This window comes from Citrobacter sp. MGH105 (genome assembly GCF_001037485.2).
GTDB classification, from domain to species: domain Bacteria; phylum Pseudomonadota; class Gammaproteobacteria; order Enterobacterales; family Enterobacteriaceae; genus Citrobacter; species Citrobacter portucalensis.
On record NZ_CP073049.1, the window covers coordinates 242,395 to 265,346 of the forward strand.

Genomic DNA, 22,952 nt, shown 5'->3' on the forward strand with positions numbered 1-22,952 from the left:
CCCAGCTCATCCCCCTTCCCGCAGTTCATCACGGTAAAGGGCAACCAGGTCATCGAGTATCGGGCTGCTCTGGTATCCCGGCATTTCTGTAAACAGGCTGCGCGAGATCCCGAGCCATTCCATTATTTTGTCCGTTGCATACCAACGTCTGCCGAGCCGCTCAGCGGCAACCGGTACTTTGTGCAGACCGGCAAATGGCTCAACTACCAGATCACCAGGCCTGGTGAGGAACTCGATCAGGAATGCGGCGAGTCGAGTGGGTGACGTTGCACCGTGCAGCGGAAACCCCAGTTCGCGGGCGATGCGATGGCAGAGCCGCGTATCCGGGCAGGCATTGCCAAACATAAGCGTATTTTTGGAGATAGTCCCTTCTGTCTTATTGCCGAAGGCGCCATTTTTAAGCTGGTAAGCGCCATCCCCGTAAAATGTAGTGCGGTTTTCGCCGCCGGACGCCTGCAATTTCTGATGCTGCTCTGAATGAGGCTGGAGAACGCGCATGTTGTTCGAACGAACCTTTTGCGCGTCATTAGTAAACCACAGCACCGGCTCGTAAGACGAACAGAGCTGAACACGCTGTTTACACGCCCAGTGAGTCGGCGACGGGGGTTTCGCTCGGTTCACCCAGTTCAGTCTGTCCATCAGCTCAAGACCCAGCTTATCGCACAGCGCCAGTGTCAGTCTTTCCAGATACAGAGAGCGCGATGGCCTGCCTGGATTAAAGCTGTCCTGCGTCACATTGAGCGCCACGCTGCCCCCCGGCACGAGCTGCTTCACGATAGGCTCAAGAATCCGCAGCAGCCAGTCAATATACGCCTGCTCACCGCGTCCGCCGCCGTGCCCGTAATTTCGGGCATTACGCAGCAGGAACGGGGGCGACGTAAGGCAGAGATGGATTTGCTCATTGATGTTGCTGAAGAACGCGTACGCATTCCCGAAGACCGATGCCCCGAGCGAAGTTGAGAAGCCAACGACGCACAGTTTGTCCCAGGACTCATGCAGCTTCTTGTCATTTTTGAAGGCATAGCGCCAGACGCCCCGCTTTTCCGGGACACGCTCGATCACCCCGGCCTGCCGCAGCGTCTGCTGATACCAGCGAACCTGATGCTTGACGCCGCTGGTTCGCATTTTGTCCGAGCCGAACGCCTTCATTTTCTGTAGTTCTGCATCCGACATCCCCGTTTCGCGTTGTACCTCGCGATACAGCTCTTCGTTCGTTAACGGGGTGTCTGACGCGGCATAGATCCGCGCAATCAAATCGCTGTTAAGGTTGCTCATCAGCCATCCTTGAAAAACGGACCAGGGCGGCTTCACACTGCTCTTTACCCCACGAGTCCTGCCAGTCGCACAGGTGGAGATATTTGCGTTCGAGTGCTTCCATTTCATCGAGATTTGAACTCGATAATCCCGCCCAGACGTCGTGCCAGCACACATCGTAAGTAACGCCTGCCGGTGGGCAGTATTCCAGAGCATCCGCATGGATGATTTCAACACGGGGATCGTGGGCAAAGGCCTCGGCAACTAGGTTAATCACATCCTGCGACTTCTCAATGACAGTCACGTTGTTAACTTCCGGCTTCTGAAGAATGGCGTGCAGCACCATCCCCAGCCCCAGTCCGTTGATCAGGACGTGCCCTGTCGCTCGCTTTATGAACTCCTGACAGAGTTGGATTTCGTATGGCAAATTGGTCATCACCACATTTCTGCCATTTGAAAGGCGGCGATAGTTACCGGGCTGTAAAACCGCGTCGATATCCTCCGTAGCGGCACGGAGGAAAAGGCTAACCGCCTTATCTTTGGAGATTTCGAAGCTGTCCAGTGTCCAGGCACCGGATGTTCCATCTTTAACAGGTAAATTAGAAAAGCAACTCTTCATCAGTCATCCTTAAAATGGATTCAGTTCAACGTAAGTGGGCGCAGGAAGACGGTGAAGCAGGTCACTTCCCTTTCTGCATCAGGGACTCCAGTGACGATTCCAGCGCCGCGAAACGAATCAGGGCAGCTTCACACTGCTCTTTACCCCACGAGTCCTGCCAGTCGCACAGGTGGAGATATTTGCGTTCGAGCGCTTCCATTTCATCAAGATTTGATCTCGAAAAATCTGGCCAGATATCATGCCAGCACACATTGAAGGTAACGCCTGCCGGTGGGCAGTATTTCAGAGCATCCGCAAGGATAATTTCAACGCGGGGATCGTGAGCAAATGCTTTGGAAACCAGGTTCATCACATCCTGAGACTTCTCAATGACGGTCACGTGGGTCACGTCAGGCTTCTGAAGAATGGCGTGCAGCACCATTCCCAGCCCCAGTCCGTTAATCAGGATGCGTCCAGTTGCTCGCTCAATGAAAGCTTCACAGGTACGGATCTCCATCGGCGTATTGGACATCACCACTTCGTTATCACAGGACAAACGCCGGTAGACGCCTGCCGGGATATATTCATCCTGATCCTTTGTATATTCGGCGCGAAGCTTCAGGGTCTGCGCTTTTTCTGGCGTAATCACAAAGGAGTCCAGCGTCCAGTTACCGGATTTCCCGTTTTTCACCGGCAGCTCAGCAAATTTACTTTTCATACTGATAACCTTAATTTCGAATCATTCTGTTGCCGGGAAATTACCACATAACCCTCGGGCTGGGCAGGCAAGATCGCGTTACAACGGACGGCGGCTGACGCAACCGTCCACGGGTTCACAGGTAACGAAGTAGGATCTCCGCATCCTCCGGTGGCAGCTGTTGGCAGCTCTTCACTTGATAGAAGAATTCCCCGCCAAGATCATACACTCCGCCGTCTTCAAAACTCAGTGCTTCGACCTCGTCGCGACACTCATTCAGTAATGCCGTCTGGCTGGCGTTTGCCTCAGTATCGCTGGCGACAAGCTTCACGCTGGAATGCTCATACTCGCCATTCCGGCATACAATTTTGACAATGAAGTTTTTTTCAGGCATCTGCGCCTCCCGGCTGGTTAGGGGTTTATTCAGCGTTGCCCCGGCGTCCGGGGCAAGACTCAATCAACCCTTGATGAAACTCTGGCCGAAAGAAGGATTGGCTTTAAACTGGTGCTCCTTTATGATTTTTTTCATCATCTGAGAGCATTTCTTGATCGATTTGGTGCTGGCATCCGTGACTTCAGCCATCTTGCGGATAAAGCGATTCACCTGATACTGCGCCTCAGCATCTTGGCTGAGGGCTTCACTGTGGATGCGGTCTTCATGCTGCGCAATCAACAGCACATAGCAGCGGAGACCTGTGGCGGTGCTCACGCGCTGGCTGATCGTGATTTCCGCCGAGCGGGTAGACTGGACGACAGAGAGAGAGACTCTCGATAATTCGCCGTCCCGGAAAATAGCCGGAGTAAGACCATTAATATCCTCGCGGGAATAATTCAGAGAGTCCAGAATGGAAAATAAATCACAGGTGGTAAAATCGAATTCCTGAATGCTCATATCGCCTCCGACGCTTCATTATTTGTTGGCATTGCCTGTAGATATATAATACCAGGTTGGGTTCAAAACCTAATAACCCGGAAGAGAATATTTTGAAGAAAATCTCAGGCATCCATGCCGTGAATTAAGCTGGCACTATTCTGAAATAATATCACCAAGGCTGGTGGTAAATTCTCTTTTGACGGATTCAGTAAACGGCACTCGCTCAATATATTTATAATTCGTGGCATAGGTGTTGGTGTCTAAAGTCCGGGAGATCTCATCATCAATCGGGTCTTCAAACATATCAATGCGCACATCGATATGCTGCGTGCCTTCTGCGGTAGGATGTGACAGGCTGCACGACACTTCGATATAGCGATCTTTCTGCTCCGCGACAAACGTCCAGAAACCTGCATTAAAGTCGGTTGATGCACCGTGACGTTTAAATACAACATCAGATACGGAATAACCGACAGCATTAAGAAGGGAAATGAAATTAAGCTGACTGGAAATGATATCTAATTTATTCATGATGTCTCCTGTTGGTATGTGGCAATTATACCAGGACGCGCTCGACGGCTAATAACCTGCGGCAAAATTTTTCCGAATAGTTGATGATGTGATTGATAGCTTTAAAAATTAGGAGGATTGTTTATAAGAAGGAATATAACCAGAGGATTTGAAATTTAATACACCATGCCGACTGACCACGTCTAATTTTTCAAAAGTTACTTTTCCCGGCTGCCCTGATCCCACGTCGCTAAGACCCGGTATACTCAGGCATTCTGCCCGGAAGGCAATTGGCTTCGGTGATCGGGTATTAAAATAGGGCCAGTCTGTTTTTCTGCGAGTTTCGCGCTCTGTTGATGGCGTGAAATCACCTTTTCCGGATGCCCTCCCTGGCTGTCCGGTGCGCTGGCGCTACGCCCAGCGGTATGGGGTAAAATAGGTCTCGTTAACTTCAAGAAATTCGGTCAGGGAATTCATCGCTCTCGTGTCGTATGCAGTCACAATAAAACGGTAACCGTCCACCGTTTCGATGTAACTGATCCCCCGTGGCGTGCTGCTGGCATTCACCACTTCCGCCGTCATCATAAACTGGCCTTGCGGGAATTCCTGTGACAGGTAGATAAATCCGGTGGTTGCTGATGACGGGGTGGCATTCATCAGCACACCGTTAAATTGCTGGCCGTGTCGCGCCGGGATCAATGTGCTGTCCGCCGTCGCCTGATTCAGCAGCTGCCGGATCAGGGTTTCCTCTTTATATGAGCTGTAAGCGCGGACATCGTCTTCAGCCCCGGAGCGTGAGCAAACACCTACATGTGCAAGCCGCCGGTATTCGTTACGCATGTAGGCATGACAGGATGCACCCGCTCGCCCCTGAAGGGTGACACCAAAATCTTCACACAGCATCAGAACCTGGCGCAGATTGTTGTCATATACCGTCGCAGTAAGGGCCAGGTTATAACTGACGAATGTCAGCTCAAAAACCCGTGTATGCATGTCACTAACGTGTGCCTCCATCCGGATCAGCGGCTTTTCAGTCAGCGGATATGGAGTGCCGTTCACGCAGTACGGGGTAACGCCGCTAAAACACTCGCCGATCACGCTTGCAATGACTACGTCGGCGTCAATGACAGCCGGTGCCGGGACATAGATCTGAAACTGTCCTTCCGTGCCAGATTGGGTAAGGACGGGGAACAAACGCGGGGAATTAAGCTGCTCAAGGTCAGCATTGATCAGTTCTGTCCAGCTGGGTTTCCCGGTGGGTGCATCGAGGCGCAGGCCCAGGTTATCGCAGAAGTCGACGATCTGCCGGGAGTGTTCCACCATCACTGCCCCGGAGAGAGTCAGACCGTGCGTCGTCATCTTCAGCTCACTCGTCCGTGTCTGGGTATTCTGGGACCAGGGCTGTAAAGAAAGTGTCGTCCGGCTTAGTGAAGGTATAATTGTTTCATTCAGTGGGTCGATCAGTTGGCAATGCGCATTCAGCCGGGGGACAAGGGCATCAAATATGAAGCTTGCCTGTTGTTTAGTGCTGGTCTGAATATAAAACATCGCATCCGTGCCTGCATCCCTGGATAAAATACCGAAAAGTTTCATTTTTTACCTTAATGGATTAGCGATTTATAATCATGCGCCGACAGGTGAACGTTATGTACGCCATCATTCCACACAAAGAATAACCGATATTTTGAATTAACTCGAATGGAAGAGTACCGGTTTGCGGTCATCCTTAAGCGTTCGTAACGCAAACTACTTGATAACAATTCGCGTTCGTTTTTTACATTATTTAACGTTTTCAGTCTGCATGAAATCGCATTTAACAGATCAGCAGGAATACCTGCTGTGGACTTTCCATTACGGAAAAAGCTTTCCAGCCGTCTGTCTTTAAATGAATGGATCATATCTTCCTCCGTAATGGAATGAGTAAAATTAAATAAGAATTATAAAAGCCTGAAGCTGATTTATTAAATCCCGAGAATTCTGGCTGCGACCGTTAGTTGTTTATCACTTAATGGATATTTCCGTGATAACGTCGATTTCAGACTGTTCAGAAAGCTGTTCTCCCCGTCTTGCTGTGTGATGGCGTCAACCAGTTCCTGATTGCTCTTACACCACAGATTGAACGCGGAAGTCTTTGATTGTACAGCACGCTGACGCACTACTGCCTGAGCTGCTGAAATCTTGCGTGCCGCTTCCGGGTATGTGCGATATAACGCGGAAAGGGTGTAACATGTACGGGTTGTGACCAGGCTATAGCCCGTACCATTACATGCCATGCAGCGGCTCCTATAAAAGTGTTTACGCTCACCACGGCCTTTGCATTTATTGCAAGTGACCCGATAAATATATTCCCCGGTGCCTTTTACTGAATCAATACACTGAATCTTAGCGTTGTCGATTTCAATTCCGCTCTGGTCAAAGTATTTATCCATTTTTGATTCCTCAGGTTTGGTCTGAAGTAATCATGACAGATTGGTCTCGCTGGCTAATAACCTGAATGAAAGATTTTTAAAAATAATTTTGCAGCACTGCTAAAGGCAGTTTATATATGCAGGATTCAATTTTACTGAGAAATATTTTCGGAATTGTCTGTTTACAAATACCAAAAAAAAACCAATGAGGTCTTAATTACATCCTTAATGGGCATGGTTATTTTACATCCTTATGAGTAGCAATGCTTATGTGTTAATTTAAAAACACCATATGCGTCTAAGGAACTTCCTATCCGCCTTCATGAAGCTTTTTTCCGGTTACCAGTAAGGGCCATATGACTGGCAAATATTCCGCTCGCGGTATACCGAAGTTCCGAGAGGATGGCGAAACGGCAGAATGCTACAGTAAAGGAGAAATGTTAGCTATAAAACGGTGGCACAGGGTCGGGATACTCGCGGGCTGAAATGGCAGATTCAGTTTGTCTTCCGGCTGTAGCGTCCCTTCCCCACTCACAAGACCCATCTTAACCGAAGGTGTCGCAGCCTTTCTCCCAGACGCTCGACGATTCCTGGGTTTAAGGTCACGAAACAATGGTCATGCACACCGGCTTTCAACTGGCACAAATGTGATTACGAAACACTCGTTAATGCCCTCCCGATAAGCCTTTAGAAAAGTTACTTTTCTGAGATTAAAATGGACTATTTTAATTATAGTTTGGATATGAATTTTTAAAAAAATAAATGCCTTCAACTTATTTGGAAAATAAGCCGGAATGTTAGAGTGTTCTCATTCAAAAAAGAGGAGAACCAACCATGCCAAAATGTCTATTACCTGCCGAGCTTGCGGAAATTGTCTGTGGATTACTGGTGCAACCCACATTAATGAATGAATTAAAAACACCGGAGTCGCATAAAGCATTTATGCAGGATATCGCTGAGCTGGTGGCGAAACATTGCGGAGGAGAGATTGACGGTGTGATCATGCCGGTGGATCGCGATGAATCAAGCCAGGCCGATTATCTGACCTCTCCGGATGTAACCCCTTATCTCGTCGTATCTCCCGGCGCGGACATGCACTCCCTCACCGATAATGTCTGGCGTCACCATGCCCGAGATGGCTGGCTTGACCATATCAAAGGCAGCGACGAAGAAAGCCCTGATGAATTGCCGACGCATAAAGAGTGCTCAGTTCGCCGCTACGCCCTCCAGCGGATGCTCCTTCAGACACAAACCAACCATGCTAATCTTCCCTCGCAGGTGGTACGAATGCGTGATTACTGCAACCTCGACGACGAACAGCCCGGGTCTTCAGCAGAGTTTATCGTTACTATGGCGCTCGGCGGTCATGCCCAGCTGGCAGTACAGGATGTGGAATCACGCCTGGTAATGGCCCTGACGTTGTTAATTGAAAATGGTGTTCCCTCGGTCCATGTAAACGCGGGTGACACTGATCCTTCAGTTCTGCACGTCCAGGCTGCTCACGGCGGCATGGTCCTTTCAACTGACTCCCTGAATCATGAATTCGGTATTTCGCCGCCTGACAGGTATACCAACGGTCGCCCTGGCTTATTAGTTAAAGCAGCCTCCTGATTCATTAATTACAAATTTGTCCTTTTTTAATTCCATTGTTCGCTCTTTGTTTAAAGGGCGAATATATTTTTAAAAAACTTCACGCCGGGTTATTAGCCAGCAAACCGAAACTGTTAGAATTAACACATCAGATGAAAGGATGACTATCATGGCTAAATTAATTTCAACTCGTGAACTGGCAACAATTATTACTGCATTACTGGTAAAACCGGAATTATTGGGCGAGCTGGATTCTCCAGAAAAACATCGCGCACTGATGGAGGATCTGGGGCGTGTTGTGGCAGAGCATTGCGGCGGCAATGTCACGGAAATCGCATTGCCGGAAACCGATGGTACGGCAGTTGATGAAGCTTTGCTGGATGGCCAGCCTGTCCGCTATCTGGAAACAAAAGAAAGCTCCCCATATCTCATCGTACACCCTGACGACTCACTACCGTCTCTGACGCATAACGTTTGGATGCACGCTGATCCTGATGGCTGGGAAGAACATTTCGATGGCGAGGACAATCCCCTGATGGAGGAGTTGAGCCAGCAGTTCCGCCAGCAGGTGTATGCGCTTCTGACGCCGGAATCGCAGGCAACGCCTTCAGAGATTATCCGGACGTTACAGGACTGGCAACTGGGTGAAACCCAGCTGCCAGAAGAAGACTGTCAGTCCTATCAGGTGAAGGTGTTGTTAGAAGAGAAAAACATTCAGTGTGAAGTGGTGAATGAATCCGGCACGACTTGTTTCGGCCTCATTTTTGAGATCGATCGGGGTGTACCGACGCTGCACATCGACACGGGCAGTGATTCACTGCTGCATATTCACGCGGCACATGACGGCCTTGTTCTGACACCAGATGCGCCGAACCACGGATTTGAAGATGCTCCAGTAGACCGCTTTTCTTATAACAGCCCGTCCCTGTTGGTGCCAGGGGTGTAACCTGGCAAACAACACAGCGGTATTTTGGCCCCGAGTGAAATAATTCAGGACAGGAGTCAGGCAGATGGGCGATGTTGCCACACTACCACCGAAAATTAACGATGGCGTACTTCGACGCTGGAATGCTCAGCGCGGGCAACGAAATGGCCGAGGCGGAAGGTATAAGCGCCTTCCGTCACAAAGCAACCTAAGTAACTGGGTTGTAAGACGTCTGATTGAAGAAATCATAATGGAGGACCGACGAAGAGCAGCATCAGGTTGAGCAGTATGTTGATCAAGTTACCACTACTGGCGCAGGAGAAGTGGAAGGTATGACCCGCGTCCCGGTAGTTCCCACGATGGAACAGCTAATTGCAGGCCGGAAGCAGATAACTTCGGCCACTGGAAAAATGTCTCGATTAATGAGCCAGCGTCTTGCAGATGTTTACCGTGCAATGGTCGCAACTGCAAAGGGGGAGTGAGATGCGTGAATTACTTGGAAAGACAGGGGCAGAACATCAAGCCTCCGTAATGTATCAAACGTTTGGACACCTCGATGCGAAGCCAGGCGAAAAGCATAAAGGTCACTTCGTTTTTATCAACGGTCAGCACGGCGATCTGTGTGTTGTGCATAGTGAATTTTCATCCTTTGACGAAGGTCCTGGCTATTTCAGTGACCGTGCCGATTTCATCTGGGAATTGGTTAAAGACGGAGGACCCTGCTCTAAGGTCGGCATCTACCGGTTTGACGGCGAATACTCGCTTCCTAAACGCCGGAACGGGAAAAGGTTTTCGGGAAGCGTGACGTGCCTTCAATCATTCTAATTTCGTAGTGCATGAGCACCGACAGGTTATCAGTAAAACGGGGAGCGCCACAGTTCGCGTGCAACCTTCCCTATCCATCAACTCGAATGAGTACATAATAATGACGAACGCTGACGCATCTAACGTTAAGACCAGTCCAGAATTACCAACTCTCGAACGTGTCTATGCTCTGCTCAAGGACAACTATAAACCCGCAAGATTTGCTGATCGGGATGGGGAAATCTGGGGGCATGAGTATTCATGGAATCTGGCAAAATCAAGCCTGCAAGACCTGGAGAAGTACGGGAAATCGTATGTATCGAAGCATTCCGACCGGATGGGCGATGGATTCAGTTTTGGTCCTGACCTGGTCATTATTCGCTGACATGCGCACGGAAGTGAGTAAGATGGCTGGCTGCACCGGAGGACAAGAGTGATGAAGGGTAAAAATATCGTGGCTCGTGTCGTGCGGGAAGCGACCTATAAGTGGGAAACCCGCCACAAGTTAACGCCAGAACAATGCTCTGAAATTAATCAACTGATGCGTCGGCTTTCAGAACACCTTGCCTGCCCCGTTTGCAAAGCAATGTCCTTAAAGCAACTCAGGCACGCAGAATACATTTTGAAATGCGGAACGTGCGGTGAAGAGTTTCTTATCAATAAACGTAAAGAATCGGCTCACGCGAGTTAAGCGCGGTGAATGAGCACAACAGTAAGGTGACAACCATGAAAGAACTGATTTCGGTAGCTCAGGCGGCTCTGGACTATATCGATGCCTTACCCAGCGACATGGTGGCATCACTCCATACGATGCCTGGCTTTGATCGCGATTGGGCAACAGAAGTCATTGCCGATGCTATCGTCGAAAGTAACGAGTCCCGGGAACAGATACAGCAGCAGTCGCAGGCAATTCAGTTGCCCGAGACCTGTTTCTTTGATGGCCCGGGCAACACAACAGAAACGTATTTCCTGGCAGACGATGTCAGAGAGTTACTCCGGTCAGCGGGCGTCCAATTTAGCGAGTGATACGGGTAAAGTTCCCAGGCAGTCCGGTCTCACATCGGTATTACGCCAGACGCTGTCAACATTAATTCGATTCAGGGCATGACAATGGAAAACACAGTAATACCGACGGTAACAGAAAACGAGATGGAAGAGGTGATCACCCGTCACACGGCATACGGGCAGGTATCGGTAAGCCGCACGACAACGACGGGGCAGCGCTTGTATGCCTCCGACCTCATTCATAAAGAGGTGATTACGCTGACCTTCAGTGAATCAGAGCAGGTTGAGCGCGATGGAGTGATCCGTCATCGGCTGGCGGAAGGCAGACGCCGTTCCCCACTTCTGAAAGTCAGTCTGTCTCCGGCTCAGTGGGCCTCAATGATCACATCGTTCGGAATGAGTGACGGCGTGCCGTGTACCATTAACAGTTTGATTCGCGGCGACTATGAGCGCCAGCCGGAGATTGGCTATATTGAGTCGACACGCGAACGTTATGAGCGTCAGATCCGGGAAGCCTCTGAGCGCGAGATGGCGAAAGTGAATGAAAAGCTGAAAGCACTGGCTTTGCTGGTGGCAAAAGGCAAGGCAGGAAAGCGCGAGCTTGAAGAAGTATATCAGTCTCTGTCCGGCGCAATCGCCAACCTGCCGGTTAATCTGGCCTTCAGCACCCAGTTGATGCAGGAATCCATGGACAAAATCGTCTCACACGGCAAGGCCGAACTCGAAGCCTCCGCCATGGGCGTGGCCGCTCGTCTCGGTATGAAAGAAATTAGCCGCTTGGCCTCGTTGGAAGACAAGAAGTAACCGGTACGATCACCCATAAGCATACCTGCTGCACACATAAGCGGCACAAAGCTCAGTGGCCAATTCATAGCGTGTTGACATAAACCGTACACACAAATGTGCTTCGTCGTGGCGGGTGCCTGATATGCGGTTCCCGACGCGGCCCCCTTCTCTCTTTAGCGGTCCACAGGACTCCAGGTAATGCCGGTGGGCTGTATCCAGGACGTTTTCCAGTAGCCGACAGTGGTCGGCGTCATACCCCTTAAGAAGGTGTTCCAGTTCTGCCATGGCGAGTGCGGGTGGTAACCAGGTGACGCCAAGACGCAAAAATTGGAGCTGCATTTGAATTTGATGGCGATCGGGCGTGAGACCCTGCACCCGGGGAGCGCGATAGCAAATTCTCTCCAGTGGAGCGAAATGCGTGATAAACGTTTTCTCAGCAATCTCTGACATTCGACTAAATCAGCCTGTTCCGTTTCTTTCTGGCTACGTTAAGACACCATGAAAAGGCCCCGTATGACGGGGCCGGTTCTGTGGTGTTTATTGGATTTGCGGCAGCTCGATCATGAAGCGGGATTCGCCAACTTTGCCGCTGGTGGCCGGGAAGATCGGGATCAGGATGCCATCCCCTTGACCGAAGTCTATTGTGATGTCTTTCGAATCTCCGGGAATGACAGTCGCCCCATTCATACTGACCGCAAAGGCCGCATCTTTACGGACCGTCAGCGTGCCGGTCTGCACTCCTGTGATCAGCGAACCATCTTTCTTCCGGATGCTGTTGGTCCGCAGATACGCCAGTGGCTGGTTATCTGATGTCTTCAGCCCCATGCCCACAGCCAGCGTCTTGATGGTATTAAATTCAATCAGGTTGTTCGGTACGTAGCGGAACCGGCTGCTCTTTGTGGTGCTGTTTCCGGCTTCATCCATTGCTATGGCAGTCAGCACGTAGGAATCTGCATCATCTGTTGCGGGGAAGATACGCGGGTATCAATGCTGAAGGAGTAGCTGGTTGTGGCCACGACATTCGACTTATTGTCGAGGGTTTCGGATTTAAGGGCAAAAGTCCCCTCGCCCAGTACCGGCAGTGCCATGGATTTGCCGTAGTACTCACTACCATCAGCGGCAGTGATCCTGTCGGCCACTGTCACCAGGCCGGTGACACTCTGGAACATCTGCACATTATCTGATGATCGTGTCACGGTAACGCGCTCGTAGCGGTCGAGACCAGATATCAAGTTCAGCGTAATTGCGCTACCTGGGTTGAGATACGCTCTGGAGGGTTCAGCATTCACTTTCGTACCACGTGTGTCGGTGTACGAATAGTTGTACAGCTGAGCCTGGCCGCAAAGTGGGAACAGCAGTGCCGCATAGACGGCGGCGATCAACGGACCTCTGTAAAATTTCATTTATGTTCTCCTGGTTGGCCAGGAAATTTTACCCGAAACGTTTTCATCACCCGGGTGATAAGAGGTGTAATTATTCAGTAAAACAACGCCCGTTTGTGCGCCTTTTGCCAGGCCAGCGAAAGTGACAATATCCGCTGATTAACGGCCCAGAAATACTCTGCTTAACGAAAAAGTGCCGGAGGTGAATCGTTTAAAATAACGACAAAACAATAGGGGAATACTGAATGAAATATCAGACTATAACTTTGGCTATGGTTTTGCTCGGCGTCTCAGTTCCGGTAACAGCTCAGATTTATGAATCCAGCTTTACAGATACCAATGGCATTGAAGTACACGCGCCTTCAACCCGGATGCTACTCAATCCGGCTTCTACCGTAACGCTGACGCTTATTTCTGGATTGGATCGCTTTGTAAACGTTAAAGTGACCCGGGAAACCGGGGCGCAGTTGTACAATACCACCACTACCCGTACCGGTGTGGCTGATCGGCTAAAAGCAGCCGACGGCAGTGAATTTTACGGGAAGAAAGTAACTTTACCCGCTCTCGGGGAAGGAAAACTGATCGTCCAGGTCAACATTTTGGATCTGAATCAGTCAGTGGTAGCTACGTATAACTACAACTGGACAATAGACACCACACCTCCGGCTGCAAATGCCCTTACAGCAACCACATCACTGGGCACTGGAACTGGAGCGGTATTTAAATTAGGTCTTGAAGCTGTGGCGCAATACAGCTTTTTATCAACGGGCATCGCTGATGCGGTTGGAATAGATAAAGGCATATTTGAAATCTATCGCGCTAATGGAACCCTTTTCAGCTCAACGCCAATGAAATACAACGTCGGTGACAAGACGATGTACCTGCCCTACACCTTCGCAAGTGTGAAGCAACCGGGCATCCCTGATAGCAACCTTGACGAAGAATTTCAGGCAAAAGCCAAAATTTACGACACCGCCGGGAATATCCGCACGTTACCGACCCAAAAATTTCGGTTTGATAATACAATTGGTGAGATATCCCTTTTCGCTGTTCATGATCCAAATGATGCAACCAGCGTCGTTCCCGGCGTGAAAAACTACCCGGCCTATAAAGCCGGTATGGTGGTTAACGAAAACCCTATCAGGCTGGTGTATAAAATCCCGAGATCTAACTACCGGGCATATGCAGAGGGTGGACTGGAATTTATTAACCTTTATTCGGCTGCAAAAGAAATCGCTTCTGATGCCACCTACAGCTATGTCGAAATGACGCTGCCATTTGGTGCCTTCAATGGGGATATGGCTCGTATGGCCAACTTTGGACAGTGGGCAGGATACTTCCCGACCTACACGATGACGCTCAACCCGAACGCAAACAAGACGCCTGCTTTTACTGGCACCTGGGAGGATTTTCAGGATAGCAATGGCACCTGGTATAAGTCGAAGGACTTCGAGACAGTTCTGTCTTCCAGATTGCCGATTAAAATCGTCCGGGCAAGATTTAATGTAGAAGCCAGACCGTTTGAGCAGGAAGTTGGGGGACGCCTAACCTGCCGCATTCCGGTTGGCCAGACAAGTTGCGAAGCTCCTGAGAATTTTGATATGGCGGTAGGGACTCAGGGTTATAACCGTACACTTTATTATGTACGCAGTGTCGCGAACCCTATTCTTCGTTCCGAGCAGTGGGTTATGACACGCTGGAACAATCAAATCGTCCCAGAAATTGGTGAGATCACCTACAGCCCGACATCTAAGATACTGACTGTTGAAGCTCATCTCAACAGAGATAATGATTGGTTCGACGGATTCAGACTCCTCGGATTCTATCTTACCGATAAGAACTCCAAACAGCGCATGACGCCTGTGGGAGTCGAAAAGTCCAGAAACGCGGGTAACTACACGATTGAGTATGACCTTTCCCGGCAGTCTGAAGGGCAATACAACGTTGAAGTGAATATTCAGGATCGTTTCGGTAACCAGACAAACAAAACCTATGGCGTGATAGCTCTCGATGCCACACCCCCAACGGTTGCTATTACCTTCGAAGGGAAGCCGGTAAAGGATGACACCGTCGTCTATGGTCTGGAAAATCTGCGCATTGCACTGAGCGATAACCTGACCACACCTCGCATTACTCGTCTCCAGCTAACTGGCGGACCGACATCAGACAATGTTGAACTCAGTTGGTCACCTGCTGGTAAAGACATATACTCGCCGGAATATCCGCGCATATTCCCGAATTTCGAGCCCTCTGAAAACTATGCTCTCAGTGTGACAGTGTCGGACAGCCAGTCCAACACAAAAACTTACACACAGAAGTTCAGTTATCTCCCGAATAACTTGGTACAGCTGCATAACCTTCGAACCCTTGCAGTAAAGTCGGCGCTCAAAACCTCTGATAACGTGCCACTTGCCTATCTGTCTACAAACATGCTCCGCAAGACTAACGGTGAAATAGCCAAAGGCTTACAGAACGCGACCCTCTCAGTACGTAAGGATGCCAACTTCGGGATAGTGTTTAATGGAGCGGAGGCAGCTCCTGGGGAGTCTGTAAATGTTAATATCGACATGGGTATGGGTGATAATCTTCTCATGCCGGTTTATCCATCAGAGAACGGCAAGACCGGAGCCGCTGAGTTTATGATCCAAATTGATGAGCTGAAGTAACCATAAAAAGCCGTCAGTCACTCTGGCGGCTTTTTTTCGTGACGCCATTTCCTGCATTTTCTCCGCTCTCTCTCCTCATAACTCTGTAGCCGCTTGCGTCAAAAAAGTAACTTTTTCTACAAGGGAAGAAGTGTGCTAGTGCGGTTCTTAGAACGGATCGGAATTTACTCACATTTCGATCGTAATGCTTCATGACGTCTCTGTGCATAGTTATCAACAGGATAGAATAATAATAAAGATCAATATAGGATCAATAGCAGATCAAAAAGGAATAACGATCCTCGCAGGCCAGTAATATCGGGGCTCTCAGCGGATCGCCATCCACTGTACAGGGGGCGAAATACACTATGTCGGGTAATCCATCCACTATACAGGGTGCATAATCCACTATACCGGGTGGATTCGATACACTATACCGGGTAGGATGTAGATCTTATGCACAAAACGGATCTTTCTATATGTCTAGTAATAACAACAAGTTATCTCTTGTCATTGAAGAGTCCCTAAAAGATTCCGGGGAAGTTATCCAACTGCTTCCCACGCTAAGACAGACCATTCAGCCGAAAGTTTTACTCCGTCTGGGTGTGTTTGTGCCAACACTGAAATCCACGGATAAGGGTGGCCGGAAGAGTCACCGCATCGATGCCACCGAACCCCTTTCGAGACTATCCATTGTCGAGGGTGAAGGCTACAGCCAGATCCAAATTTATGGCCCGCGCCTCGACATGGACTCTGACTTCAAATCATGGTGTGGGATCGTTTATGCATTGTCTAACCGTCCGCTCGACTCGGAAGGTCAGCTGGAGCTGAATTTCCCGGAGTTTGCTAAGTTCTGCGGTTTTGACACTAAGCGCATTGATAGGCAATTGAAAGAGCGTTTTGATGCTTCATTGACGCGTATTGCCCGAACCAGTATCTCGTTCATTAAGAAAATACCCGGTACAGACGATCAGATAACGATAAACATGCACCTCGTGGAATCCACGTACTACGACAGTTCCACCGGGAAAATCGTCATCAAGCCAAATTCGAAGCTCAATACGCTGTATCGCGTCGACGGTAAAACCCGACTCTACCTGAAGACGTTGCAGAAACTGGCCCGTAAGGAGTCCGCACAGGCCCTGTATCTGTATCTGGCTGAGTTACCGAGCACCTTTTACCGTATCGGATTTGACCGGCTGCGTGAACGCCTGCAACTGTCCTCACATCTTGGCAACCAGAATGCCACAGTTAAAAAGGCGCTGGGCCAGCTTAAAGAGATCGGTTTTCTGGAATACTCCATAGACAAAGAAAACGGCGATTATGTACTGAATATTCTGAAAAGAAACATGAAGCCATGATAGATGCCGGATAATGCAGCTGCCTGCCGCGTGGGTGGCTGCATTACCCGGAATAGTGGATATTCTTCTCCTTTCCGCTCTGTTTTTACCCGGTACAGTGGATCTCCACTACACCGGGTAATGTCAGCCCTAAAACTCCGATGCAGCCCTTTCTCTTCAGCCTTACCCTGACGATTCTGTGTGTTTTTCAACCAAAATGTGAACTATACCCGGTACAGTGGAGCCACGAAAATGTGATCCATACCCGGTATAGTGGATAAGGCCCCTTGCGAACCAGGCACCGGAAATGTGGCGGCACTGGTTGGCAAGTTTTACCCGGTATAGTGGAGCCCGTTACTGCCTCCGCCCCGGATGGCGTGATGTCACGGGAAGGAAGATATACCCGATAAAGTGGTTCGTGAAGGGTGAACGGCCCTGATAGCACGATGAGGCTGAAGTGGAAACTGTACCCGGTATAGTGGAGCCACTAAGATTGCGTACCCGGTGGCTGAGAGGGGAATCTTTTCCCGCCACAGTGGAGTAGCTGATATCGTCGAAAATGTCTTAACCACAATACGGCCATTCTGTTGCTGCACTAAAGAAATGCATCATCGAGTCTCAGGTGTTTTAAGTTGGTAAACCCCCTTCCACCAGGTGTCGAAAGAGACGCTATCATCGCAGCGCATAAACATGCCGTTATGCCTTGCGACAACGCTGAGAGAACCTTTATTTTTACCGCAGGTCTTCTCAAAAGACTCTGTAGCTTTAATAAAAGTTTCACCATCCGTGATGGTCGGGGAATCCAGTTCCTTCGCCAGCCATGACGGATAGCTGTCAGCATTAACCCATACAAGGCGTTCCACAACTGAAAAGAGTACGCCGACAAGGCCAACCGCCCAGAGCGTAATAACCAGTAAACGTAAAATTCGCAGGACTATGAATTTTGAATGCTGTAAAGGCGAGACAAGAAATGGCAACGATATCATGACTGTGAGCATGACTGATGACGCCAGCAACGTGTATAACAATGCCCATGATTTCACATAGGCCGAAAACGCGATCATCAAGCCAATAAGAACAAAGAGCGGTGCAGCGCTTTTCAGACTACCCATGTTTATTTTCATTATTTTGATGCTCCATTTTGTACGAGTTTAGAGATACTACGTTTAAAATCATCTACGGCCTCAAAAAAGGTTCGTGGATGACGTTATTGGTTTTTTATATTGTACCATTGGTGAGCGTTTACCTTTTTACCCTTTAATTAAGGCACCAGGATTCGCCCCTGAAAAAGCGAATTCCATGAGGTTAATGTATGTCACACAATATTTTTATAGCTGAGTTTGATGATGGACTTCGGATGTACGGTATCAATGACGGTACAGCCTGCCATATGCATGCTTTTTTGTTTCAGACCCAGGCGCAAGTAGAACACTGGCTGGGAAGCGGTGATCGTGATACCCGCAAGTTACCTGTAATGCCAGAAAACGCCTCATTGACGGAGGAAAACGTCACTATCGGCCCTGACGAAACATGGGCTTTTCGCTCCCGAGCTTCACGCACCGCACAATGGATCACCGGCCCCCTTGAACATGACAGTGAGTCATGGGAAGACCAGTCTGTATATGGCCACAGCACGTGAACTTCACGCCTCCAGTCCTGCTGACCGACATAGGCAGGACAGGGGTTTACAGTACCCGGTACAGTGTATCGCCTTGCTGAACCCGTGTTTGCTGCTGCTGGCCCAGCGGACGGATGCTGGGAAAGTCAAAGATGATCAGTTTTAGATCCGCGTTCGCGGGGATAATTATTCCTACTGGAATGTTAGCTACAGCGTTAGAATCCATTTTGTTGCCTCACCTTACAAGGGCGATTAACCGTCTTAATGGCAGCATTCGCCCGATCAGGCCGCAGGGGTAACAACTTGTGGTCTTTTTCGTACACAAGGAGTGTTTATGCCTTACATCCCCGAAACACTGGAAGGAACGTTTTTCCGCAAGACTATTGAAACATCACCGGAAGGTGAAAGCCTGTACTGGTTTCGCCGTGCAGATGGCATAGAATTCGCCGTCATTGAGTCGGCTCGCTACCCAGGCAATGATGCCGTGGTAATTTGCGGGGACGGGCGCCCAACAGGCAACACGATTTCAGAATCGCTTTTTGTCATTACTGATGACATGCGGGCGCTTCCCCGTGGCGTGTATGAACAGGAGGCGCATGATGCCTAACCAGATCCCGAACAACCCTACACTTCCGAAGAATTTCGACATTACGCCTAACGAGAAGCGCAGCAAGGCCCAGCTCGATGCCTGGTGGGATCATCCTTACTGCGTCACCCATAACGAGAAATTTCACGTGTACTGTCTGAACGGCGGGGCGTGGGATAGGCCGACATGGCTGGCTCAGGCTGACACGTATGATGAGGCCTGTGAACTGGCAGAACGGAAACAAGCTGAGTGGGTGGCACGCCGGGAACAGCCTATTTACTATATGACCTTTGAGCCGCCTTTTCAGATGGTGCGACAGCCGCAACGCCCTGATCATGATGCTGTAGTAGTTGTGTCGTTCGAAACGAAGGAAGAACTGGACGCCTGGAGCGCAGCGCAGCAATAAAAAATGTCCGCAGTCAAGCGATTGTTGAAATCAGCCTGATGGCCGGAAGTCTATATGGGGTGCGGGTTTGGCTCTACTTCGGGCCGCCTTGCGGGGCTGTGGCGTTGTGGGCTGGGAGCCACATAGGAGCTTCGCGGTAGAAAGCCCGAGCGTGCTGCATCGGGGGCGGTTGCCTGCAGGCGGTAGCCGCGTTTGGTCTTCATAGCCCAATCGGTCGCCGTCCTCCAGAATGAAGAACGCGCAGCCTTGGGCTGCGCGTTTGAGGGATGGCCGCCAGCGGAAACCGGCATCATCAGCTTGGCTTCGGCGGCGCGGCCTTGCCCGCGCCTCCCTTCCTGAATCCCCGATCTCCGACCATGAAGGCTTCTAGCATGTGCGGAATTAGCACCGTGGCATCGACCGCCTCGCCGTAGGTCTGCGCGTGCAGCGTAGCGTAGCGGTCGAGGTCGGCTTTCAGGCTGGCCGGGCAAGCAAAAGTCAGCTTCGTGGATTCCGTTTTCGGCAGCGGCCCGAGCCGTAGCTTGCGCGTCGTCATCGCGAAGTCCCCCTGTTGAAGAAAAGTGGCTGGTACGGCCGCAGCACCAGATCGCGGTTGACGATGATGCGAACCGGCAAGCCGGGGCGCTCCGTCAAGGTGGGCTGGATGTTGAGGTTGCGCCGGGTCATCTCCTGACCGACCTGATTGATGCTGTCCTGGGCGCTATCGCGGCCGGCGATGATGACGCGATCACCGTCCTGCCGGTTCTCCGGCGCAGCCAGTTCGGCACCGATGCCCAGTAGCGTCGTCAGTGCCGCACCGGCAAAGACGCGATCCCAATGCCAATCCACATCATCTTCCAAGCCGGCGTAGCCGGCCGGATCGGTGCCGGCCAAGTTGTCGAGCTTGAGCGAAGACGTGTCGGGCAGGATGATCCGGTTCCACACCACTTGCACGCGGCTCTGCCCGTAGCTGACCTGGCTGTTGTATTTGCCCAGGATGCGTGACCCCTGCGGGATCAGCAGGAACTTGCCGGTAGCCGTGTCATAGACCGGCTCCGTCACTGTGGCGATCACATCGCCCGGCAAGTCCGACTTGATGCCCGTCACCAGCGCCCCGGCGACCACCGTTCCGGCCATGACCTGATACGGCGACGCCGGCAGCGTCAGGTTGCCGGAATCACGGGCTTCCGTGGTTCCGGCTTTCTGGAATGCCTCTTTCTGGTCTTGCCGGTTCTGCACGGCGGTCGGGTCGGCGGGCTGGGCCGCCGTCGACGCAGGCCCGGCCGCCAGCGGGTCGAAGGCCGCATTGGCGGTGAAGCCCGGCGCAGCGGCTACCTGTGTCTGCGCCACCGGCGCGGCCTTCTGCGAACCAGAGCGGAAGAACACCGCCGATGCCGCTGCTGCTTCGGCTTCCTTGCGCAACGCGTCGTTGGGGTCGTTGCCGGGGGCCGCGTAGGCGGCCGTCACCGGCTGCTGCGACTTCACAATGGCCGGGCCAAGATCGCCTGGCAGCGGCGGCCCCAACTCCGGCACGGATGCCGCCAAGGGGGGCGGCAGCTTCGAGTAGTCCGCCGGCAGCGCGTCCAACCCTTCGGACTTCGAGACGCGATCGACGTTGTAAAGCTCGGTCTGCTCGCCTGCACCGCGCCGCTGCGGTTGCAGCGACCACATCAGCGCGCCGAGCACAGCGACCGAGAGACCGCCGACGAGGATGGCCAGCGTGCGCCGGTTCAGGCGCGTGACCGGGCGCGGTTGGGCGCGCAGCGCAACTGCCTCGGGTGCCACCTTGCCCGCATGCGGCGTGGCGAGGTCGGGAGTGTCGTCCTGGCTCATGGTCAGTTCCTCCGCGCCAAGCCATCCGTGCGTTCGATACGCACCACGTCACCCTTGTCGCCGCCCAGGCGCAGTTCGGCCGCGCCGAACAGCCGATCCACGATGTAGTAAGGCGAGCGAAAACGGTAATTCACCAGTTGTCCGTCGCCCTGCGCGCCGATGACGAACAGCGGTGGCAGCTCGCCTTGGGCGATTCCCGGCGGGAACTGGATATAGACCTTCTCGCCATCGTCGAAGGCGCGCAGCGGCTTCCACGGCGGATTGCTGCCTGAGACGGAATATCGGAAGCGGATCTTCTCCAGCGACAGTCCGGTATCGACCGGTGCGGCGGCGCTAGCCGCCTGCGACTGGCGCTGCAAGGCCAACATCCGGTCTTTTGGGTAGTCCCAGGACACCGACGCCATCCATGCCTTTTCCGTCGAGGTCAGTTCCAGCAGGTATGTTCTGCGACTGGTGGTGATGACCAAATTCGTCTTGAGGCCTGAGCGGATGGGCTTGACCAGCACATTGATACGCATCGCGTCGCCGCTGCCGCTGGACGTGTCACCGACGATCCAGCGCACGGTATCGCCGGCTGCGACCGTCACTAGTTCCTCGCCCGGCTGCAAGGAAACCACGGTCACGCGTCCCGGCGCGGCATAGACTTGGTAGAGCGCACCATCGGTGAAGGGCCACACCTGAATCGCATTGACGTAGCCCTCGCGCGTGGGCGCGATGCGCGCCTCGGCATTGGCACGGGAAACGCGCACCTTCTCATCGGCCGGCTCCGGCTTAGCCGGGGCCGCGTCCAACTCGTGCAGCGGCTTCAACTGCGCTGGCAGCGCCAGCGGCTCGGGCATGGCGACGACTTCCACTGGAGCAGGCGGCTCCGGCAGCGGCTGTGCCTGCACCGGCTCATCGAGCGAAATGGACGGAGGCGGCTTGCCCTGCGAAGCGCAGCCCGACAGGGCCACCACGGTCAGCGCGAAAGCGTATAAGCGGAAAGACAGGTTCATGGCTTGGCTCCTTCAGAAGAATCCAGTTCGCGGCTCCACGACAGGCCGTTGACGTAGATACCCAGCGGGTTCTTGCGCAGGCGCTGTTCGGTGCGCGGGGTTTGCAGGACGGTGGAAAGCACCGCGTTCCATCGCTCGGTCCCGGCGGGGGCACCGTTGATGAACCGTTGCTCCGTCCAACGGACGTTGAACGAGGCATCGCTGGCGCGTACCACGCTGGTGATCTGCACCGTCACCGACTCGCGGCCAACACGGGCGAAAGGATCGTTCTTGCTGGCGTAGTCGTTGAGCACCGCCGCGCCTTTGTCGGTGGTGTAGTCGTAGGCGTCCAGCCAGTTTTGCCGCACCACGATGGGATCGATAGACAGCGAGCGCACCAGCGTCACGAAGCGCGCCAGGTGGTGCGCGATCTGCGCATCGGCGGGCCGGTACGGCGTGGCGGCTTCGCCGACGGCGCGCACCTGCCCCGACTGATCGACCTCGATGACGTAAGGGGTGACGATGGACTGCGCCGAGCGCCACACCAGGCCACCGGCCATCAGCAGCGCAAGCGTGAGGCAGCCGAAGGCCATAAAACGCCAGTTCTTGGCCTGGACGCGGGCCGAGCCGATGCGCTCGTCCCACACCTGCGCGGCGGATTGGTACGGGGTGGCAGGCTGCGGCGTGTCGGCATAGCGCACCTGCGGGCGTTTGAATCGCATAGGGTTCTCCTTGGTG

Annotated in this window: 29 protein-coding genes; 12 read left to right on the forward strand and 17 right to left on the reverse strand. The window is 52.1% G+C overall.

The genetic code is table 11. The features are described from left to right. Positions 1-6: 6 nt before the first annotated feature. The 9 genes from SK35_RS25645 to SK35_RS25685 form a co-directional block, all read right to left on the reverse strand. Positions 7-1,275, reverse strand: a complete 1,269-nt coding sequence (locus tag SK35_RS25645; RefSeq protein WP_022652123.1) for a DNA methyltransferase — start codon at positions 1,273-1,275, stop codon at positions 7-9. After that, positions 1,262-1,873, reverse strand: a complete 612-nt coding sequence (locus SK35_RS25650; RefSeq protein ID WP_022652124.1) for a hypothetical protein — start codon at positions 1,871-1,873, stop codon at positions 1,262-1,264. Before SK35_RS25650 ends, SK35_RS25645 begins: the two co-directional genes overlap by 14 nt. Before the next feature lie 61 nt (positions 1,874-1,934). Further along, positions 1,935-2,570: a hypothetical protein gene (locus SK35_RS25655; RefSeq protein ID WP_022652125.1), complete on the reverse strand. Its 636-nt coding sequence runs from the start codon at positions 2,568-2,570 to the stop codon at positions 1,935-1,937. Positions 2,571-2,685: 115 nt separating this feature from the next. Then, positions 2,686-2,943, reverse strand: coding sequence for a hypothetical protein (locus SK35_RS25660; protein WP_022652126.1), 258 nt, complete (start codon positions 2,941-2,943; stop codon positions 2,686-2,688). Between the two features lie 63 nt (positions 2,944-3,006). After that, the gene (locus tag SK35_RS25665) at positions 3,007-3,441 is read right to left on the reverse strand and encodes a hypothetical protein (RefSeq protein WP_015063073.1); all 435 of its coding nucleotides are present in this window, start codon (positions 3,439-3,441) and stop codon (positions 3,007-3,009) included. A 135-nt stretch (positions 3,442-3,576) separates the two neighbouring features. Continuing rightward, positions 3,577-3,954 carry a hypothetical protein gene (locus SK35_RS25670; RefSeq protein ID WP_015063074.1) on the reverse strand — a complete coding sequence of 126 codons (378 nt, stop codon included), beginning with the start codon at positions 3,952-3,954 and terminating at the stop codon, positions 3,577-3,579. 390 nt (positions 3,955-4,344) lie between these two features. Beyond that, positions 4,345-5,292 (reverse strand): flavin reductase, encoded by a 948-nt coding sequence (locus tag SK35_RS25675; protein ID WP_224085232.1) that lies wholly within the window; start codon positions 5,290-5,292, stop codon positions 4,345-4,347. A gap of 242 nt (positions 5,293-5,534) precedes the next feature. Beyond that, entirely contained in the window at positions 5,535-5,831 is a 297-nt protein-coding gene (locus SK35_RS25680; protein WP_015063076.1) for a type II toxin-antitoxin system RelE/ParE family toxin, read from the reverse strand. A gap of 63 nt (positions 5,832-5,894) precedes the next feature. Next, positions 5,895-6,362: a hypothetical protein gene (locus tag SK35_RS25685; RefSeq protein WP_022652128.1), complete on the reverse strand. Its 468-nt coding sequence runs from the start codon at positions 6,360-6,362 to the stop codon at positions 5,895-5,897. Positions 6,363-7,175: 813 nt separating this feature from the next. On the opposite strand from SK35_RS25685, the gene SK35_RS25690 reads away from it, so the two are divergent. The 7 genes from SK35_RS25690 (at position 7,176) to SK35_RS25720 (ending at position 11,469) form a co-directional block, all read left to right on the forward strand. Beyond that, positions 7,176-7,952 (forward strand): hypothetical protein, encoded by a 777-nt coding sequence (locus SK35_RS25690; RefSeq protein WP_022652129.1) that lies wholly within the window; start codon positions 7,176-7,178, stop codon positions 7,950-7,952. A gap of 148 nt (positions 7,953-8,100) precedes the next feature. Further along, positions 8,101-8,877 carry a hypothetical protein gene (locus SK35_RS25695; RefSeq protein WP_022652130.1) on the forward strand — a complete coding sequence of 259 codons (777 nt, stop codon included), beginning with the start codon at positions 8,101-8,103 and terminating at the stop codon, positions 8,875-8,877. A gap of 462 nt (positions 8,878-9,339) precedes the next feature. After that, on the forward strand, positions 9,340-9,681 hold the full coding sequence (locus SK35_RS25700; protein WP_032610383.1) for a hypothetical protein: 342 nt from the start codon (positions 9,340-9,342) through the stop codon (positions 9,679-9,681). Positions 9,682-9,781: 100 nt separating this feature from the next. Next, a complete protein-coding gene (locus tag SK35_RS25705; protein ID WP_022652132.1) occupies positions 9,782-10,045 on the forward strand; it encodes a hypothetical protein in 264 nt (87 codons plus the stop codon). A gap of 51 nt (positions 10,046-10,096) precedes the next feature. After that, positions 10,097-10,351, forward strand: coding sequence for a hypothetical protein (locus SK35_RS25710; protein ID WP_022652133.1), 255 nt, complete (start codon positions 10,097-10,099; stop codon positions 10,349-10,351). A 35-nt stretch (positions 10,352-10,386) separates the two neighbouring features. Further along, on the forward strand, positions 10,387-10,686 hold the full coding sequence (locus SK35_RS25715) for a hypothetical protein (protein ID WP_032610385.1): 300 nt from the start codon (positions 10,387-10,389) through the stop codon (positions 10,684-10,686). Between the two features lie 84 nt (positions 10,687-10,770). Beyond that, positions 10,771-11,469 carry a hypothetical protein gene (locus SK35_RS25720; RefSeq protein ID WP_022652135.1) on the forward strand — a complete coding sequence of 233 codons (699 nt, stop codon included), beginning with the start codon at positions 10,771-10,773 and terminating at the stop codon, positions 11,467-11,469. Between the two features lie 519 nt (positions 11,470-11,988). On the opposite strand, the gene SK35_RS27000 is transcribed toward SK35_RS25720, so the two are convergent. Both SK35_RS27000 and SK35_RS27005 read right to left on the reverse strand, forming a co-directional pair. Further along, positions 11,989-12,393 carry an Ig-like domain-containing protein gene (locus SK35_RS27000; protein WP_071787996.1) on the reverse strand — a complete coding sequence of 135 codons (405 nt, stop codon included), beginning with the start codon at positions 12,391-12,393 and terminating at the stop codon, positions 11,989-11,991. Further along, positions 12,387-12,854: a DUF4165 domain-containing protein gene (locus SK35_RS27005; protein WP_015063083.1), complete on the reverse strand. Its 468-nt coding sequence runs from the start codon at positions 12,852-12,854 to the stop codon at positions 12,387-12,389. Before SK35_RS27005 ends, SK35_RS27000 begins: the two co-directional genes overlap by 7 nt. A gap of 224 nt (positions 12,855-13,078) precedes the next feature. Between SK35_RS27005 and SK35_RS25730 the strand changes: the two genes are divergently transcribed. Further along, positions 13,079-15,499 carry an Ig-like domain-containing protein gene (locus SK35_RS25730; protein ID WP_015063084.1) on the forward strand — a complete coding sequence of 807 codons (2,421 nt, stop codon included), beginning with the start codon at positions 13,079-13,081 and terminating at the stop codon, positions 15,497-15,499. 458 nt (positions 15,500-15,957) lie between these two features. Further along, the gene (locus tag SK35_RS25735; protein WP_015063085.1) at positions 15,958-16,839 is read left to right on the forward strand and encodes a RepB family plasmid replication initiator protein; all 882 of its coding nucleotides are present in this window, start codon (positions 15,958-15,960) and stop codon (positions 16,837-16,839) included. Positions 16,840-17,426: 587 nt separating this feature from the next. Here SK35_RS25735 and SK35_RS25740 read toward each other — a convergent pair. Then, positions 17,427-17,942: a hypothetical protein gene (locus SK35_RS25740; RefSeq protein WP_015063086.1), complete on the reverse strand. Its 516-nt coding sequence runs from the start codon at positions 17,940-17,942 to the stop codon at positions 17,427-17,429. 188 nt (positions 17,943-18,130) lie between these two features. Between SK35_RS25740 and SK35_RS25745 the strand changes: the two genes are divergently transcribed. Next, a complete protein-coding gene (locus SK35_RS25745) occupies positions 18,131-18,457 on the forward strand; it encodes a hypothetical protein (RefSeq protein WP_015063087.1) in 327 nt (108 codons plus the stop codon). 46 nt (positions 18,458-18,503) lie between these two features. Here SK35_RS25745 and SK35_RS25750 read toward each other — a convergent pair whose 3' ends face one another. Beyond that, complete coding sequence (locus tag SK35_RS25750; protein WP_022652137.1) at positions 18,504-18,662, reverse strand: hypothetical protein; 159 nt, start codon at positions 18,660-18,662, stop codon at positions 18,504-18,506. Positions 18,663-18,770: 108 nt separating this feature from the next. Here SK35_RS25750 and SK35_RS25755 point away from each other — a divergent pair, with 108 nt between their 5' ends. Together SK35_RS25755 and SK35_RS25760 are read left to right on the forward strand one after the other, a co-directional pair. Beyond that, on the forward strand, positions 18,771-19,043 hold the full coding sequence (locus tag SK35_RS25755; RefSeq protein ID WP_022652138.1) for a hypothetical protein: 273 nt from the start codon (positions 18,771-18,773) through the stop codon (positions 19,041-19,043). Further along, positions 19,033-19,428, forward strand: coding sequence for a DNA-binding protein (locus SK35_RS25760; RefSeq protein ID WP_223203170.1), 396 nt, complete (start codon positions 19,033-19,035; stop codon positions 19,426-19,428). The genes SK35_RS25755 and SK35_RS25760 overlap by 11 nt, the downstream gene beginning before the upstream one ends. 292 nt (positions 19,429-19,720) lie before the next feature. On the opposite strand, the gene SK35_RS25765 is transcribed toward SK35_RS25760, so the two are convergent. From SK35_RS25765 to trbF, 4 genes are read right to left on the reverse strand one after another with little or no spacing between them, the layout of a single operon-like run. Then, entirely contained in the window at positions 19,721-19,963 is a 243-nt protein-coding gene (locus SK35_RS25765; protein WP_004883121.1) for a DUF2274 domain-containing protein, read from the reverse strand. Continuing rightward, a complete protein-coding gene (locus tag SK35_RS25770) occupies positions 19,960-21,240 on the reverse strand; it encodes a TrbI/VirB10 family protein (protein ID WP_004883119.1) in 1,281 nt (426 codons plus the stop codon). Before SK35_RS25770 ends, SK35_RS25765 begins: the two co-directional genes overlap by 4 nt. A 2-nt stretch (positions 21,241-21,242) precedes the next feature. After that, the gene (gene trbG, locus SK35_RS25775) at positions 21,243-22,235 is read right to left on the reverse strand and encodes a P-type conjugative transfer protein TrbG (RefSeq protein WP_004883112.1); all 993 of its coding nucleotides are present in this window, start codon (positions 22,233-22,235) and stop codon (positions 21,243-21,245) included. Then, on the reverse strand, positions 22,232-22,936 hold the full coding sequence (gene trbF / locus SK35_RS25780; RefSeq protein WP_004883108.1) for a conjugal transfer protein TrbF: 705 nt from the start codon (positions 22,934-22,936) through the stop codon (positions 22,232-22,234). The genes trbG and trbF overlap by 4 nt, the downstream gene beginning before the upstream one ends. Positions 22,937-22,952: the final 16 nt, after the last annotated feature.